General features: G+C 65.4%; 17 protein-coding genes. 10 read left to right on the top strand and 7 right to left on the bottom strand.

All coding sequences use genetic code 11. From position 1 onward, the window contains the following. Window positions 1-37: 37 nt before the first annotated feature. The gene (locus tag ASF09_RS13835) at window positions 38-838 is read right to left on the bottom strand and encodes a hypothetical protein (RefSeq protein ID WP_060526716.1); all 801 of its coding nucleotides are present in this window, start codon (window positions 836-838) and stop codon (window positions 38-40) included. Continuing rightward, window positions 838-2,058, bottom strand: coding sequence for a TIGR04063 family PEP-CTERM/XrtA system glycosyltransferase (locus ASF09_RS13830; protein WP_060526715.1), 1,221 nt, complete (start codon window positions 2,056-2,058; stop codon window positions 838-840). The genes ASF09_RS13835 and ASF09_RS13830 overlap by 1 nt, the downstream gene beginning before the upstream one ends. A 104-nt stretch (window positions 2,059-2,162) precedes the next feature. Between ASF09_RS13830 and ASF09_RS20740 the strand changes: the two genes are divergently transcribed. Genes ASF09_RS20740 through ASF09_RS13820 form a run of 3 tightly spaced genes read left to right on the top strand, consistent with a single transcriptional unit; the run spans window position 2,163 to window position 4,744 of the window. Next, window positions 2,163-2,309, top strand: coding sequence for a hypothetical protein (locus ASF09_RS20740; RefSeq protein ID WP_183128742.1), 147 nt, complete (start codon window positions 2,163-2,165; stop codon window positions 2,307-2,309). Continuing rightward, complete coding sequence (locus ASF09_RS13825) at window positions 2,302-3,657, top strand: putative O-glycosylation ligase, exosortase A system-associated (protein ID WP_060526714.1); 1,356 nt, start codon at window positions 2,302-2,304, stop codon at window positions 3,655-3,657. Before ASF09_RS20740 ends, ASF09_RS13825 begins: the two co-directional genes overlap by 8 nt. A gap of 10 nt (window positions 3,658-3,667) precedes the next feature. Then, the gene (locus tag ASF09_RS13820) at window positions 3,668-4,744 is read left to right on the top strand and encodes an acyltransferase family protein (RefSeq protein ID WP_327196584.1); all 1,077 of its coding nucleotides are present in this window, start codon (window positions 3,668-3,670) and stop codon (window positions 4,742-4,744) included. 55 nt (window positions 4,745-4,799) lie between these two features. Here ASF09_RS13820 and ASF09_RS13815 read toward each other — a convergent pair whose 3' ends face one another. Then, entirely contained in the window at window positions 4,800-5,363 is a 564-nt protein-coding gene (locus ASF09_RS13815; RefSeq protein WP_060526712.1) for a type 1 glutamine amidotransferase domain-containing protein, read from the bottom strand. 182 nt (window positions 5,364-5,545) lie between these two features. Here ASF09_RS13815 and ASF09_RS13810 point away from each other — a divergent pair, with 182 nt between their 5' ends. The 5 genes from ASF09_RS13810 (at window position 5,546) to ASF09_RS13790 (ending at window position 10,465) form a co-directional block, all read left to right on the top strand. Continuing rightward, window positions 5,546-6,502, top strand: coding sequence for a DNA topoisomerase IB (locus tag ASF09_RS13810; protein WP_060526812.1), 957 nt, complete (start codon window positions 5,546-5,548; stop codon window positions 6,500-6,502). A gap of 11 nt (window positions 6,503-6,513) precedes the next feature. Then, window positions 6,514-7,680, top strand: a complete 1,167-nt coding sequence (locus ASF09_RS13805) for a mechanosensitive ion channel family protein (protein ID WP_060526711.1) — start codon at window positions 6,514-6,516, stop codon at window positions 7,678-7,680. A 155-nt stretch (window positions 7,681-7,835) separates the two neighbouring features. Then, entirely contained in the window at window positions 7,836-8,270 is a 435-nt protein-coding gene (locus ASF09_RS13800) for a MaoC family dehydratase (protein ID WP_200912572.1), read from the top strand. A gap of 132 nt (window positions 8,271-8,402) precedes the next feature. Next, window positions 8,403-9,581 (top strand): acetyl-CoA C-acyltransferase, encoded by a 1,179-nt coding sequence (locus tag ASF09_RS13795; protein WP_060526709.1) that lies wholly within the window; start codon window positions 8,403-8,405, stop codon window positions 9,579-9,581. Window positions 9,582-9,982: 401 nt separating this feature from the next. Then, a complete protein-coding gene (locus ASF09_RS13790) occupies window positions 9,983-10,465 on the top strand; it encodes a pyridoxamine 5'-phosphate oxidase family protein (protein WP_056052905.1) in 483 nt (160 codons plus the stop codon). Window positions 10,466-10,502: 37 nt separating this feature from the next. On the opposite strand, the gene ASF09_RS13785 is transcribed toward ASF09_RS13790, so the two are convergent. Further along, window positions 10,503-11,735, bottom strand: a complete 1,233-nt coding sequence (locus ASF09_RS13785) for a polyhydroxyalkanoate depolymerase (RefSeq protein WP_060526708.1) — start codon at window positions 11,733-11,735, stop codon at window positions 10,503-10,505. 162 nt (window positions 11,736-11,897) lie between these two features. On the opposite strand from ASF09_RS13785, the gene ASF09_RS13780 reads away from it, so the two are divergent. Further along, a complete protein-coding gene (locus ASF09_RS13780) occupies window positions 11,898-13,673 on the top strand; it encodes an ABC transporter transmembrane domain-containing protein (RefSeq protein ID WP_060526707.1) in 1,776 nt (591 codons plus the stop codon). Here the strand turns inward: ASF09_RS13780 and ASF09_RS13775 are convergent. Then, window positions 13,670-14,008: a TfoX/Sxy family protein gene (locus ASF09_RS13775; RefSeq protein ID WP_060526706.1), complete on the bottom strand. Its 339-nt coding sequence runs from the start codon at window positions 14,006-14,008 to the stop codon at window positions 13,670-13,672. The two genes, ASF09_RS13780 and ASF09_RS13775, sit on opposite strands and share 4 nt — an antisense overlap. Window positions 14,009-14,116: 108 nt before the next feature. Between ASF09_RS13775 and ASF09_RS13770 the strand changes: the two genes are divergently transcribed. After that, entirely contained in the window at window positions 14,117-15,274 is a 1,158-nt protein-coding gene (locus tag ASF09_RS13770; RefSeq protein ID WP_060526811.1) for a saccharopine dehydrogenase family protein, read from the top strand. Here the strand turns inward: ASF09_RS13770 and ASF09_RS20405 are convergent, their stop codons facing one another. Further along, a complete protein-coding gene (locus ASF09_RS20405) occupies window positions 15,275-15,574 on the bottom strand; it encodes a hypothetical protein (protein WP_156359367.1) in 300 nt (99 codons plus the stop codon). It lies immediately after the preceding gene. A gap of 31 nt (window positions 15,575-15,605) precedes the next feature. Beyond that, a complete protein-coding gene (locus tag ASF09_RS20400) occupies window positions 15,606-15,902 on the bottom strand; it encodes a hypothetical protein (RefSeq protein ID WP_156359366.1) in 297 nt (98 codons plus the stop codon). Window positions 15,903-15,941 lie beyond the last annotated feature (39 nt).

Raw genomic sequence — 15,941 nt, 5'->3', positions numbered from 1 at the left:
AAAAAGCGGTTTCGACCCTATCGGGTACGCCCGGCCCTCAGTGCGCGCCGAGCCGCCGCCGACGGCTGGCGCCTTGCTCTAGGCGGCGCAACAAGGTCTCGATCGTTTGCGGCTGCGCCGCCTCGTTGGAGGACGCGGTCGGCTCGGCCGGGGCCGTTGCCGACGCGACGACGGTCGGCTCCGGTATCGCCAGTTCGGCCTCGGCGTGCCCTTTAGCCTCAGGCACGTCCCATGGCTCGAGCATCGCCACGGGATCGGCGCCGCCGGCTGCCGCCCTTTTGTTGAGGGCGACGCTCTCCGTCGCGTTCAGCGAGATGTGGATCAGCGACGACACCGGTCGAGCCGGTACCATCGGTGTGGGCAGGATCGCCGTCGGATCGAACGCCGCGAGCGGAAGATCGAGATCGACCGGGATGCCACGCTCGTCACGCGCCTTGCCGACGCCGACCTCCATCATCGGCGTGCCGAGATCGGCGGCCGACATCGGTTTGCGCGGCGGCGCGTCGGGATGCGCATCGGCGCGACGGACCACCGGCAGATCATCGTCGCGACGTGGGCGCCGCACGAGCAGACCGCCAGGCCCTACCAACAGGAACAGCGACGACCACAGCAGCGCCGCGGCCAGCATGCCGCCACCCAAGGCCAGCAACAGGCGCGCCGTCATGCCGAGCGGCGGTGCGGCGGCCGGGATCAACGACGCAACCCCGGTGGTCCAGACCAGGCCTTCGAGGGTAGTGGTCGGCGACAGGAAGACGCCGCCGGCGACGATCACCGCGCCGACAACCGCGCCGTAGACGGGGACCGAACGGATCAGGCGTTGGCGGAGGAATGCGACCATCAATTTTCCCGTGCCGCGGCTGAAACGAGCCGCTGATAGGCAGGTGCATAGCGTAGAATGTTTGACGACCAGTTACGCTCCGCCTGCACGAAGGCACGCCCCTGTGCCCGTCGCGCGTCCCAACCGGTGCGATCGTCGAACATCGCACCCAGTGCCGCGGCGATCGCGGCGGGATCGTCGGGCGCGAACAGCGTGCCGGTATCGCTCGCCTTGCCCTCGGCGCGGATCAGTTCGCGGTGACCGCCGACATCCGACGCCGCGACCAGCCGCCCCTGCGCCATCGCCTCGAGTGGTTTCAACGGCGTGACCAGGTCGGTCAGCCGCATGCGTTTGCGTGGATAGGCGAGGATGTCGACCAGCCCGTAATAGCGCTCGACCGCGTCGTGCGGGACGCGGCCGATGAAGCGGATCGCGTCGGCGACCGGCGATGCCCCCGCCTGCGCGCGCAACGCCGCCTCCATCGGGCCACCGCCGACCATCAACAGGCGTGCGTTCGGACGCCGCGCCACCAGCATCGGCATCGCCGCGATCAGGTCGTCCAGTCCCTCGTAATCGTAGAAGCTGCCGATGAACCCAATCACGTCCGCGCCATCGAGCCCCAGTTCCGCGCCGAGCGCATCGTCGCGTGGCGGGGCGGTCCCGAAAAGGTCGAGATCGACGCCATTGGGCGACACGATGATCTTGTCCGCCGCGATGCCGCGCGCGACCAGGTCGCCGCGCAGCCCTTCGCAGATCACCGCGACCGCATCCGCGCGCCGCACTGCCCACGTCTCCAGCGCGCGCGTCGCCCGGTAGCGCAGCGACGTCGCCGTCCCCGTGCCGTTGCCGACCGCCGCATCCTCCCAGAACGCACGGATCTCGTACACCAGCGGCAATTTCCGCTTGCGCGCGACGATCAGCGCGGCGAGCGCATCGATCACCGGCGAATGCGCGTGGAGGATGTCGGGCTTGAAGGCATCGACCGCGGCCTCGATGCGCCGGGCAAACGCGGCGATCCCAGCGACCTCGCCGATAGGACCGGACGTCAACGCCGCCGGCGTGCGATGAAAGGTCAGCCCGTCGACCGACTCGACCGACGCCGGCGCATCGCCGTGACGCGGTCCGGTCACCGCCGCGACGGTCCACCCCAGCCGCTCCTGCGCCTTGAGGATCGCCCGCGTGCGGAACGTATAGCCGCTCTGCAAAGGCAGGCCGTGATCGAGGATATGAAGGATACGCATCGTGCTATCCGCTTGCCACCACATCGCTTAACGGCGCGTCAACCGACCCGACCTAAAGCTGTCGGTCCAATATGTGTGTATCGTAGCCGAAAGGAGGCCGCATCATGATCGACAATCTCGCACTCGGCCTCAGCCACGGGCTGATGATGCTCGCTGCGTTCCTTTTGCTCAAGCGCCCCGACCTCGATCGCGAGCCGAGCCCACACGATACGCCCGACAAACCCGACACGAAGACCCGTCCCGGTGCGTGATCTCGCATTCATCGCGTTCCTGCTGGCGTTTTTCGGGATGGGCTTCCGGCGGCCGTTCCTGCTGGTGCTCGTCTACGTCTATATCGATATTGTCTCGCCGCAGCGCCTCACCTACCTGCTGCTCAACACCATCCCGATCTCGTTGATCGCGGTTGCGCTCGCGGTCGGCGGCTGGGTGCTCGCCGACGACAAGCGCGATACGCGGGTCGGCGCGCGGTCGGTTTTGATCGTCGTGCTGATGCTCTATTGCTGGGCCACTACGCTCGCAGCCGACTTCCCGGTCGAGGCGCTGGAAAAGTGGGACTGGGTGTGGAAGGCGCTGATCTTCGCCGCGTTCCTGCCGCTGACGCTGCGGACGCGGTTGCGGATCGAGGCGCTGCTCGTGTTCATGGTCCTGTCCGCCTCGTCGATCATCATCGTCGGCGGGATCAAGACGATCGCCAGCGGCGGCGGCGGCTATGGCCAGTTGAACCTGATGGTCGACAATAATTCCGGCCTGTACGAGGGCAGCACGATCAGCACCGTCGCGATCGCGATCATACCGGTGATCTTCTGGTTCATGGGATACGGCACGATCTTCAAGCGCGACTGGCGACTGAAGGGATTCTGCCTCGCGCTGGTCTTCGCGTGCCTGCTGATCCCGGTCGGCACATCGACCCGTACCGGGCTGTTGTGCATCGGCCTGCTGGCGCTGCTGTCGTTGCGCGCGGTCAAGCGCAAGGGTCTGTATCTTGCGGCAATTGTCGCGCTCGGGGTCGCCGCCGTGCCGTTCCTCCCGTCGACCTTCACCAACCGGATGAACACCATCAAGACCTATCAGGCGGACGAATCCGCCTCGACCCGGCTGGCGGTGTGGAAATGGACGATCGACTATGCGAAGGATCATCCGTTCGGCGGCGGGTTCAACGCCTTCCTCGGCAACCGGATCCGCTACGACCTGAAGACCGCCGAGGGTGGCGCGATCACCGGCGGGTCTAAGGTCGAGGTCGACAAGGCGCGCGCGTATCATAGCGCCTATTTCGAGATGCTCGGCGAACAGGGCTATCCGGGGCTGGCGCTCTGGCTGGCGATCAACCTTATCGGCATCGTCCGGATGGAGGTGCTGCGTCGCCGCTACCGCGATCCCGACGACGAACTCGCCTGGGCCGGACCGCTCGCCGCTGCGTTGCAGAGCGCGCATATCGTCTATCTGCTGGGCGCTGCGTTCATCGCGATCGCGTTCCAGCCGTTCATCTACATGCTGATCGGTGCGCAGATCGGCCTCGACACGTATCTCGGTCGCAAGCGCAGCGAGCAGACGTTCCGGCCGATGCGCCGCGTACCGCAATCGCGACCCGCACCCCTGTGAAGACTTGCGCGTGAAGACCGAGCTTCGGGCGCTGACCGGCGCGCGCGGTCTCGCCGCCTGGCTGGTCGTCCTCTACCACATCAGGCTGTCGATCGCCGGGCTTCCGCAGGCGGCGCTCGTCATCATCGCCAAGGGCTATCTCGCGGTCGACTTCTTCTTCCTGTTGTCCGGATTCGTGATCTGGCTGACCTGGCATGAGCGCCTGCGTGTGCAGGGCGTCGCCGGGATCGGCCCGTTCCTGCGCAAGCGGATCGCGCGGATCTGGCCGCTGCACATCGTTGTGCTGGCGGGTGCGGTGGCGCTAGCGCTGGTGTTCGTCGCGACCGGCCGCGCCGACCCGGTCGATTATCCCTTCGCACGACTCCCGCTCGACATACTGCTCTTGCAGAACTGGGGATTCACGGACCGCCTGGCCTGGAACGATCCGAGTTGGTCGATCAGCGCCGAACTCGGCGCCTATCTGCTGTTTCCGCTGCTGATTGCGACGGTCGACTGGCGGCGGCTAGCCAGCCCGGTCTTGCTGGTCATCGCAACGGCGATCCTCGTGCTGCTCTACCTCACGACGGCCGCCCCGACGCTCGGTACCGATATCCCGCGCTACGGATTGCTGCGATGCCTGACCGAGTTCGCGACCGGTACGATCGTGAGCGCGCTCTGGCTGCGGTGGCGGGATGTTAGGAAAGGGCCGATCGTTATCGCTGCGTCGACCGCAGGCATCGCGCTTCTCGCCGCTTGGGCGACTGGGGCACCCGAAACACTGATGGTCCCGGCTGCGTTCGCTTGCCTGCTACTCGTATTGGCGCTCACAACCGCGGCAAATCACAATCCGCTCTCCAGCCGGGCGATCCACTATCTTGGCGAGATCAGCTATGCCACGTATCTCGGCCATTTCATGCTGTGGGTGGTGTTCAAGCTGCTGTTCGTCAGCAACGCGGCGGCTGTCCCGCCGATGTTGATCGCGCTGTACCTCAACGTGGTACTGCTGGCCTCGATCGCGCTCTACCACTTGGTAGAACGCCCCGCGCAACGCAAACTCAACAGGCCCCCCTCCCGCCTGCGGGAGGGGTCGGGGGAGGGGCTGCGATAAAAGCCGCAACCCCGTCCCCTCCCCTAACCCCTCCCGCAAGCGGAAGGGGAACACATCAGTCAACCGGCTCGTCGGCCAGTTCTTCCTCCAGCGCGGCGATGATCGCCTTGTTGAACGCAGGAATATCATCCGGCTTGCGGCTCGTGATCAGGTTGCCGTCGACGACGACCTCCTCGTCCACCACGTCCGCGCCCGCATTCTCCAGGTCCGTGCGGATCGACGGGAAGCTCGTCACGCGACGACCGTCGATCACGTCCGCCTCGGCCAGCAACCACGGCGCATGGCAGATCGCGGCGATGATCTTGCCGTCCTCCATGAACTCGGTGATGATCTCGATCGCGCGCTCTTCTTGACGCATCGTGTCGGGATTGGCGACGCCACCCGGCAGCACCAGCGCATCGTAATCGTCGGTATCGACCTCGTCGAGCGTCAGGTCGGGCGTCGCCGTCTCGGCCTTGTTGATGTCGCCCTTCATGCCCTGGATCGGGTCGGTCTTGATCGAGGCGAGCGTCACTTTCGCGCCCGCCGCCTCAAGCGCTTTGCGCGGTTCGAACAGTTCGACGGTCTCGAAACCATCGGCAGCGAGCATCAATACGCGAGCTTGGGAAAGATCGGCCATGTCATGTCTCCAGTAAAATCCCGTGCCCCCTCAACCAAGCGCAGCCCGCCTCGTTCCGGAACGATGCGCCTTCCCGAACATTTGCAGAGATAGTCAGAATCAGACGCCCCCAAGGGACCACCGCATTGCCCACCAAGATCGTGTATTCCGACGACTCCAAGCCCGGCATCACCCGCAAGAAGATGCGGAACGGCTGGGGCTATTGGGATGCCAAGGGCGAACGCATCACCGACCGCGACGAGATCGACAGGCTGAACGCGGTCGGCCTGCCCCCCGCCTACCGCGACGCCTGGTTCTGCCCCAAGCCCAACGGTCATATCCAGGCGGTCGGCTGGGACGAGAAAGGGCGCAAGCAATACCGCTATCACCTCGGTTTCCGCGAAGCGCAGGAGGCCGCCAAGTACGAGCGTTGCGCCGATTTCGGCCACGCCCTCCCCAAGATCCGCAAGGCGGTCGAGGCTGATCTCCGCAAGCGCTCGCTGACCCGCGAACGCGCAGTCGCCGCGGTCATCCGCCTGCTCGACGGCGGCCACATCCGCATCGGCAACGAAGCCTATGCAGAGGCGAATGAGAGCTTCGGCGCGACCACGTTGCGCAAGCGCCACGGCGAAGTGAAGGGTTCGACGCTGAAACTCCAGTACAAGGGCAAGTCCGGCAAGATGCGGACGCTCAAGATCACCGATCGCTCGCTCAGCAGCTTCGTCAAGAAATGCCAGGACCTCGACGAACAGCATCTGTTCGCGTGGCTCGACGATGCCGGCGTTGCGCACCCCGTCACCTCGACCGACGTCAACTGCTATATCCGCGACGTCACCGGCACCGATTTCACCGCCAAGAATTTTCGGACCTGGGCCGCCAGCGTCGCCGCGTTCGAGGCACTAGCATCCGCCGAACGCGACCTCAGCCTCAAGACGATGCTCGAACCCGTCGTCGCCCGCCTGGGTAACACCCACGCGATCGCGCGCAAAAGCTATGTCCACCCGTCGCTGATCGCGCTTGTGAAAACCGGTCAGTCGACCTTCCGCAAGGCGCTCCGCCTTCCGCGCGCCAAGCGCTACATGAGCCGCGAGGAATGTGGCCTGATCACCTTCCTCGAAGCCGGCACGCCCGCTGTTGCGACACTGGCAAAAGCGGCCTGACGAGTATTCCCATGACCAATACCACTGCTGCCGCCAAGCAACCGATCTTCGACGCGGGCGACGTCGGCGACCAGGCGCAGGGCTTCGTCACCGCCAGCTTCGCCTGGGTCCAGGCCTATTGGCTCCAGATCCTGATCGCATTCGGGATCGGTGCGGTGATCGTCGTCGCGCTCCACACCGCACGCCGCTTCGGCAGCAAGCTGTGCGAACGCCCGCGCGCGCTCAACGGCTGGGGCATCGTCGTAGGCAAGGCGATCGCGCGCACCGGCAATTTCTTCATCGTCATGCTCGCCGCCAAGCTGGTCGCCGGCTATTCCGCCGCCCCCGGCGAAGTCGCGACGACGATCAACTTCCTCTTCACCGTCGCCGCGGTATTCCAGGCCGCCGTCTGGGTCCGCGAGATCATCCTAGGCGCGATCGAGCATCGCACGCAGTCCGAACATTATTCGGGCGAAGCGTTGCTGTCGGCGATGGGCCTGATCCGCCTGCTCGTCACCTTCGTGGTGTTCGCGGTCGCGCTGGTCGTCGTCCTCGACAATCTCGGCGTCAACGTCACCGGCCTCGTCGCGGGTCTGGGCGTCGGCGGCATCGCGATCGGTCTGGCGGCACAAGGCATCTTCGCCGACCTGTTCGCCGCGCTCGCGATCATCTTCGACCGCCCGTTCCGCCGCGGCGATTCGATCAGCTACGACACCGCTTCGGGCAGCGTCGAGGCGATCGGCCTCAAATCAACGCGCATCCGCGGCATCGACGGCGAGGAGCGCGTGATCTCGAACAAGAACCTCCTCAACAAGGAGATTCTCAACAACACGCAGCGCAACCACCGCCGCGCGAAGTTCGTCATCGGGGTCACCTACTCCACGCCCCCCGAAGTCTGCTCGCGCATTCCCGCGATGCTGAAGGAGATCGTCGAGGCCAACGATAAGATCTTCACGCGCGCCGGCTTCACCGGCTTCGGCGCGTCGAGCCTCGATTTCGAGGTCCAGTTCGACAGCAAGGGCCCCGATTACGCGAGCTTCTACGACGGCCGCACGGCGGTCGGCATCGCGATCCTGAAGCGGTTCAACGACGAGAAGATCGAAATCGCCTTCCCGACGCAGGTGAACATGATGGCGGCGCCCGATGGATCGGTGGTCATGCCCTATCCCGAACGCAAAGCGGCCCGCGACGAAGTTTAGAACATCGGGTTCGCTCTTTCACCTGCGCGAATACGGGTTTTTCCTCCTTTAGGTTGGTCGAGGCTTGCAGGAGCCTTACCGACATGCCTAGAGACGCACCAGCGTTCAGCGCTAACCATGAGGGGAATGCCGTGGCCACGATCACCACTGCCGAAATGCAGGCCCGCATCGGCACCGAAACGGTCTCCGACTGGGTCGAGGTCACGCAGGCTATGATCGATAAGTTCGCCGACGCGACCGGCGACCACCAGTTCATCCACATCGATCCCGCACGCGCGGCGCAGACCCCGTTCGGCGGCACGATCGCGCACGGTTTCCTAACGCTGTCGCTGATGCCGCTGCTGTCGTCGAAGGTCCCCGATGCGCCGACCATCGAAGGCGCGAAGATGGGCGTCAATTATGGCGGCAACTCGGTCCGCTTCCTGACCCCCGTCCGCTCCGGCTCGAAAGTCCGCGGCCGGTTCAAGCTGCTCTCGTTCGACGAAAAGCGCCCCGGCCAGTGGCAGCAGACCAACGCCTTCTCGGTCGAGATCGAAGGCCAGGAAAAGCCCGCCCTGATCGCCGAATGGATCAGCCAAATTTTCGTTTGAAACTAATTCCCCTCCCGCTTGCGGGAGGGGTCAGGGGAGGGCCCGAGATAGCCGCGAATGCGCCGACCGCTCTGGCCACCCCCTCCCCCAACCCCTCCCGCAAGCGGGAAGGCAGCAGATAAGGATAACATCATGCGCTCAGCCGTCATCGTCTCCACCGCCCGCACCCCCATCGGCCGCGCCTATCGCGGCGGCTTCAACAACACCCCCGCCCCCACGCTCGCCTCGCATTCGATCAAGGCCGCGGTCGAGCGTGCCGGCATCGACGGCGCCGAAGTCGACGACGTCGTCTTCGGTTGCGCGCTCCAGCAGGGCCACCAGGCCGGCAACATCGCCCGCACTTCACTGCTGCGCGCCGGTCTCCCCGTCACCGTCTCGGGTATGTCGGTCGATCGCCAGTGCGCGTCCGGCCTCATGGCGATCGCCACCGCGGCCAAGCAGATCATCACCGACAACATGGACATCACGATCGGCGGCGGCGTCGAAAGCATCAGCCTCGTGCAGACTCCACAGATGCGCGTCGCGCCCGATCCCCAGCTGATCGCGATGCACAAGGACGTCTACATGCCGATGCTGCAGACCGCCGAAGTCGTCGCCAAGCGCTACGGCATCAGCCGCGACGCAATGGACGCCTACGCGCTCCAGTCGCAGCAGCGCACCGCCGCCGCACAGGCTGCCGGCTATTTCGACGCCGAGATCGTGCCCGTCGATGCCAACATGGCGATCGTCGACAAGGCGACGAAGGAAGTCACGTACAAGGACGTGACGATAACCAAGGACGAGGGCAACCGCGCCGACACCACGCTCGAAGGCCTCCAGTCGCTCAAGCCGGTGATGGGCCCCGACTTCACGATCACCGCCGGCAACGCATCGCAGCTCTCGGACGGCTCGTCCTCCTCGGTACTGATGGAAGAGAAGATCGCCTCGCAGCGAGGGCTCCAGCCGCTCGGTCGCTATGTCGGCATGGCGGTCGGCGGCACCGAGCCCGACGAGATGGGCATCGGCCCGGTCGTGGCGATCCCCAAGCTGCTCAAGCGCTTCGGCCTAAAGATGGACGATATCGGCCTGTGGGAGCTGAACGAGGCGTTCGCTGTGCAGGTCCTGTACTGCCGCGACAACCTCGGCATCCCCGACGAGCTGCTCAACGTCAGCGGCGGCGCGATCTCGATCGGCCACCCCTACGGCATGACCGGCGCCCGCGCGACGGGCCACGCGCTCATCGAAGGCAAGCGTCGCGGTGCGAAGTACGTCGTCGTCACGATGTGCGTCGGCGGCGGCATGGGCGCAGCCGGGTTGTTCGAAGTACTGTGACCTTGCAAGATATGTCGAGAAGCGATATTTAGTCTTTCGGCAAAGGACATTCTTGCCTTTCTGTGCGAGCCCTGGTTGTGTCAGCAGCCGGGGCTCAACTGCGTTTGGGGCCCGAGTGTCAGCTCGAACCCCGCCCGTGTGCTTATCCTCGACGTGCCACTTCGATGATCTTCACGACCAAGGTCGCAAAGGCGAAGAGCACGCCTAGTATCAGACACAGATCGACAAGAGACATTCTCGATCCTTTCATGTGCGACAGCAGACTTGCTGCCGCCGTCACCATGACGCGTCGCATGCGCAATCACCAAGCTACATTGCACGCGCCGATCGCGCCGCCCCCGCGCAACCAACCTCCGCCCCGCCCGTTCTCAGTGGCAATCCAAGCCAATAGGAGAATGACGATGGCCGACAAGGATACCCCGCAGGAAGTCGCAGCGAAGTTCATCGATAAGCTGAAGGCCAGCCCGTTCGTGATGATCGGCTTGCATGACGGCCAGCATTCCGAGCCGATGACCGCGCAGATCGACGACGATCAGCCCAACACGCTGTTCTTCTTCGCCGGCCGCGACAACCGCATCGCCAAGGGCGGCGCGGCGATGGCGCAGTTCGTCGGCAAGGGCCATGATTTCTTCGCGTGCATGGCCGGCGACGTCTCGACGTCCAACGACCGCACGCAGATCGACAAGCTCTGGAACAACCAGGTCGAGGCGTGGTTTCCGGGCGGCAAGGAAGACCCGAACCTCACGCTGCTGCGCTTCGACATCGACAGCGCCGAGCTGTGGGAAACCGATATCTCGATCGGCGGCCGGCTCAAGATGCTATTCGGCGGCACGATCCGTTCGGACGAGTCGAGCAGCCACGCGGTGGTAAACTCGATCGCCTAACGATTGCGGGCAGCCTGCGAGGGCTGCCCGTTTTCCATCACCCGTTCGCGGTGATGAACTCCTCCACTACCGGCGCGATCTTCTCCCGCCAGCGGGTGCCGTTGAAGATGCCGTAATGGCCAGCACCTTCCGCCATCAGATAGCGTTTCTTCTCGTCGGGTAGCGCAGTCGCCAGCGTCAGTGCCGCCTTGGTCTGCCCCAACCCCGAAATATCGTCGCGCTCACCCTCGACCGCGAGCAACCCAATGTCGGTGATCGCCGCCGGATCAACCAGCCGACCACGATGCGTCATGATCCCACGTGGCAGCGCATGGTTCTGGAACACGACGTCGATCGTCTGGAGATAGAATTCCGCGGTCATGTCGCAGACCGAGCGGTATTCCTCATAAAAATCCTGGCTCTGCGACGCGCTCTCGCCGTCGCCCTGGACGAGATGCTTATACATCTCCCAGTGCGAGACCATGTGGTTGCCCAGGTTCATCGACATGAATCCGGCGAGTTGCAGGAAGCCAGGATACACCTTCCGCCCCGCACCCGGATAATTGCCCGGGACGGTCGCGATCACGTTCTGCTCGAACCACGCATGCGGCCGCTCGGTCGCCAGCGTGTTCACTGCGGTCGGCGCCTCGCGCGTATCGACGGGACCGCCCATCATCGTCAACGTCTTGGGACGGCACGGGTTCTTGTCCGCACTCATCAACGCGATAGCAGCATAGCAGGGAACCGAGGGCTGGCAGACGGCCAGCATGTGCGTGCCCCCCTGCCCTTCGTTCGCGCCGATCGTCTCCAGATATTCGATCAGATAATCGATGTAATCGTCGAGATCGAACCGCCCCGCCGAGAGCGGCACGCTGCGCGCGTCGCGCCAGTCGGTGATGTAGACGTCGGCGAACGGCAGCATCCGCTCGACGGTGCCGCGCAGCAGCGTCGCGTAATGGCCGGACATCGGCGCGACGATCAGCAGCTTCGGACCGCCCTCGACGCCCTCGCGCACGAACCGCTTCAGCTGCCCGAAGTCCTTCCGCAACACGATCTCTTCGCGCACCGCGACCTCGCGGCCGTCGATCGTCGTCGTGTCGAGCCCGAACGCCGGCTTTCCCCGCGTTGCATTCGCGTGTGCGAACACTTCGAGCGCGGATGCGACCACCGTGCCGCCGCCCAAATAGGCGAACGGGTTTGCCGGATTGTTGAGCAGATCCGCGCCGAAGCTCGCCATCCTGCTGGCACCGGCCATCATTGAACGCTGGAATTCATAGGCATCGTAGAGCATGCGGTATCCTCTCGCCTCATCGGGCTTTGCACGGTGGTAACGCAATTTTGCCGCAGTGCAACGCGCGATCGACCGCGGCTCTGTCCCGCGCGACCGGATCACCGGTCTCGGCGACGCCCGGTTCTCGTTGAGCGCCACCCCCGCCACTGCTAGGCACCGCGCATGGCCAAGCCGATACCCGAAGAGAAGACGTCCCGCCGGATCGGCGATCTCGCGATGGTGTGGCGTCACGCCTCCCAATATCCTCGCCAGATCGCTTTCGCGGGGCTCGCGCTGATGATGACGTCGGCGGCGACGATCGGCATTCCGTACGGATTTAAGCGCGTCATCGACCGCGGCTTCGGCCCCGGTGCGGGCGGGTCGGTCGCCAACTCGTTCCACTATTTGCTGATGATCGTCGTGGTGCTCGCCCTCGCGACCGCGGTGCGCTTCTATTACGTGTCGTGGCTAGGCGAACGCGTCGTCGCGGATATCCGCACAAACGTGCAGCGCCACCTGCTCCGCCTGACACCGCGCTTCTTCGAGGAGAACCGTCCGTCGGAGATCGCCTCGCGTCTCACCTCCGACACAGCGCTGATCGAACAGGTCGTCGGCAGCACGGTGTCGATAGCGCTCCGCAACACCTTCACCGGCATCGGCGGGCTGATCTACCTGTTCGCGATCTCGCCCAAACTCGCGGGCATGCTGATGATCGGCATCCCGCTGATCATCCTGCCGATCGCGCTGCTCGGCAAACGCGTCCGCAACTACTCGCGCACGTCGCAGGACCGAGTCGCCGACGTCGGCTCGATCGCGACCGAGACGCTCGGCGCGATGAAGGTCGTGCAGGCATTCGGGCAGGAAGACCGCGAGGCGATCCGCTTCTCTGACGCGGTCAGCGCGACCTTCGCCGCTGCTCGCGCGCGGATCATGCTGCGTGCGGTGATGACCGCGATCGTCATCGGCCTCGTCTTCGGATCAATCACGCTAGTCCTGTGGGAAGGCGCGATCGACGTCGCTGCCGGCCGCATCAGCGGTGGCGCGATCGCCGCGTTCGTCCTGACAGGCGGCATCGTCGCAGGCGCGTTCGGCGCGCTCACCGAAGTGTACGGCGACCTGTTGCGCGGCGCCGGTGCGGCCGGACGCTTGTCCGAGTTGCTCCGCGAAAAGCCCGAGATCGCCGCGCCCGCCAACCCGGTCGCCCTGCCCCAACCGCCACGCGGCGCGCTCGCGTTCGAGGGGGTGCAGTTCCACTACCCAACGCGGCGCGACGTTGCCGCGCTCAACGGCTTCTCGCTCGACGTGAAGCCGGGCGAGACGGTTGCCGTCGTCGGTCCTTCGGGCGCGGGCAAGACCACCCTATTCCAGCTGGTCCAGCGCTTCTACGATCCCGACGCCGGCCGCGTGACGCTCGACGGCATCGACCTGCGCGACGCCGACCCGGCGGAAGTCCGCGCCCGCATCGCGATGGTCCCGCAGGAGACGATCATCTTCGGCGCCTCGGCGCGCGACAATCTCCGCTACGGCGACTGGTCCGCGACCGACGACCAGCTCTGGGCCGCCGCCGAAGCCGCCAATGCCGCCGAATTCCTGCGCAAGCTACCCGAGGGCCTCGACACGTTCCTCGGCGAAGGCGGCGCACGGCTGTCGGGTGGCCAGCGCCAGCGCGTCACGATCGCGCGCGCGCTCCTCCGCGATGCGCCGATCCTGCTGCTCGACGAGGCCACCAGTGCGCTCGATGCCGAAAGCGAGCGGCTCGTGCAGGAAGCGCTCGAGCGGCTGATGACGAACCGCACCACGCTGGTCATCGCGCACCGCCTCGCCACCGTGCGCGCGGCCGAGCGGATCATCGTGATGAGCGACGGTCAGATCGTCGAAGAAGGCTCGCACGGGTCGCTGATGACCAACAGCGGGCTCTATGCGCGGCTGGCGAGCCTGCAGTTCAACGAGGCCGCCTAGACCTTTTTGACCTTGGGCTTTTTCGGTTTCGGCATCGGCAATTCGGCGGTCGAGATGCGGACGAGTTCGGCCAGCCACTCCGCATCGTCCCAGCGATCCGCGTCGACCAGCAGGCACGGTTTCGCGCCCGGATAGGGCGGCGCTTCGTCGATCGCCCCCGCGAACGCGCGGCCACCCGGTGTCGGTTTGACGAAGAGCTGCTCATCACAGATCAGCGCGACCATCCTGCCGTCGCAATAGACGCCGTATTCGCCGAACATCGGCTTTGCGGAAACATCCCCCGCCGCGGCGAGCTGGTCGACGATGAACGCGACGGTCTTGCGATCGGATGCCATCGGGTGATCTTCGCAGATAGGCGTGGCCTTGGCGAGCCATGCCGACGATGGCGTTTCATTTGCGATGCCATGCCCGCGCGCGCAAACTCGGCAAAAGAGGAGATGGATATGCGCGACTTCGACATCGTCATCTACGGCGCAACCGGGTTCACCGGGCGGCTCGTGGCGGAGTACCTCGTTCAGACCTACCCGACCGGCGTTCGCTGGGCGATGGCCGGGCGGTCGCTCGCAAAACTGCAGGAGGTCCGCGACCTGATCGGTGCCCCCGCCGACACGCCGCTGATCACCGCCGACTCGGACGATCCCGCCAGCCTCCGCGCGATGGCCGAACGCGCCACCGTCGTCATTTCCACGGTCGGACCGTACCAGCTGTACGGCTCCAACCTCGTCGCCGCCTGCGCCGCGACCGGCACCGGCTATGTCGACCTGTGCGGCGAGCCAGCCTGGATGCGCCACATGATCGATGCGCACGAAGGCGAAGCGACGCGGACCGGTGCGCGCATCGTGTTCTCCTGCGGCTTCGATTCCATCCCGTTCGATCTCGGCGTGCTGACGCTGCAGGAGGCGGCAAAGGCGAAATACGGCGCCCCCGCCCCCCGCGTGAAAGGCCGCGTGCGGAAAATGCAGGGCACGTTCTCGGGCGGCACCGCGGCCAGCCTCAAGGCGACGCTCGCCGCCGTCGCGCGCGATCCCGGCATCGTCAAGCTGCTGACCAGCCCGTTCGCGCTCACCCCCGGCTTCCAGGGACCGCATCAGCCGACCGGGCTGCTCCCCGAATACGACACGACCCTCTCGGCCTGGGTCGCGCCGTTCGTGATGGCGCCAATCAATACGAAGAACGTCCACCGCACCAATTTCCTGCTCGGCGAGGCCTATGGCGCGGACTTCGTCTATGACGAGATGATGGTCGCGGGGCTGGGCGATCTCGGCAAGGTTGCGGCGGAGGCGATCGCGAAGTTCAATCCATTCTCGGGCGACAAGGGGCCGAAACCCGGCGAAGGCCCGTCGAAGGAGGAGCGCGATGCCGGCCATTACGACCTGCTGTTCGCAGGCATCATGCCCGACGGCGAGCGGATCGACACGGTCGTAACCGGCGACCGCGATCCCGGCTATGGCTCGACCAGCAAGATGATCGCCGAGGCGGCGCTGTGCCTCGTCCAGGACGTGGAGGGCGATGGCGGGATCTGGACGCCGGGCGCGCTGATGGGAGCAAAGTTGCGCGATCGGCTGGTGGCGAAGGCGGGGCTGACCTTCACGGTCGGGTGATCAACCGCGAAAGAACCGCGTGGCGATCCAGGCAATCAGCACCGACACGATGATGGCGATTGGCATAGCGAGACGTCGGCGTCGTTCGACGGCAGCATAATGCGCGTCGAGATCGAAGTAGAAGCGGCCCGGTGCGGTTTCGCGGACGATGCCGTTGGCGCGCAGCCGATCGAAAGTCGCCTGCTCCCGAGCATCACGCGGTAGGAAGACGATCGCATCGTCGGGTCCGATCGCGTGTCGCGCCAGAAACAGCGCCGGGATGACTCCGCGGATCCGATGCGGACGCAACGCCATCGGCATGCCGGATGGGCTCGGATTTACCGGCGAGAGCTTATTCGGCAAGCGCGAAGACCGTCGCCGCCGCCGCAACGCTTGCAGCGACGCCCGATACCCCGACGATCGCTGCGGCTCGAAGTCGTACCGAAGCGCGAAATGCGCCGAGCCCTCGCGCATCGAGATGATAACGCCCCGCCCCGTCGTCGACGATCGCGCCATAGACTCGAAGTTGGCGAAATATCCGCGCGTCGTTCGCGACATAGGGGATCGCACGATCAGCCGACGTGGCCCGTGCCGCGACGAAATCCTTGACGATCCGTCGACGCGATCGGCCTAGTATAAGTCCCCGCATACTCTCCCCCCGCGCCGATCTCGCATAACGCGGAGGGTT

The organism is Sphingomonas sp. Leaf242, assembly GCF_001422045.1.
GTDB lineage: Bacteria > Pseudomonadota > Alphaproteobacteria > Sphingomonadales > Sphingomonadaceae > Sphingomonas.
The sequence above is the reverse complement of the archived record's forward strand: the minus strand, read 5'-3'. Positions and strand labels throughout refer to the sequence as shown.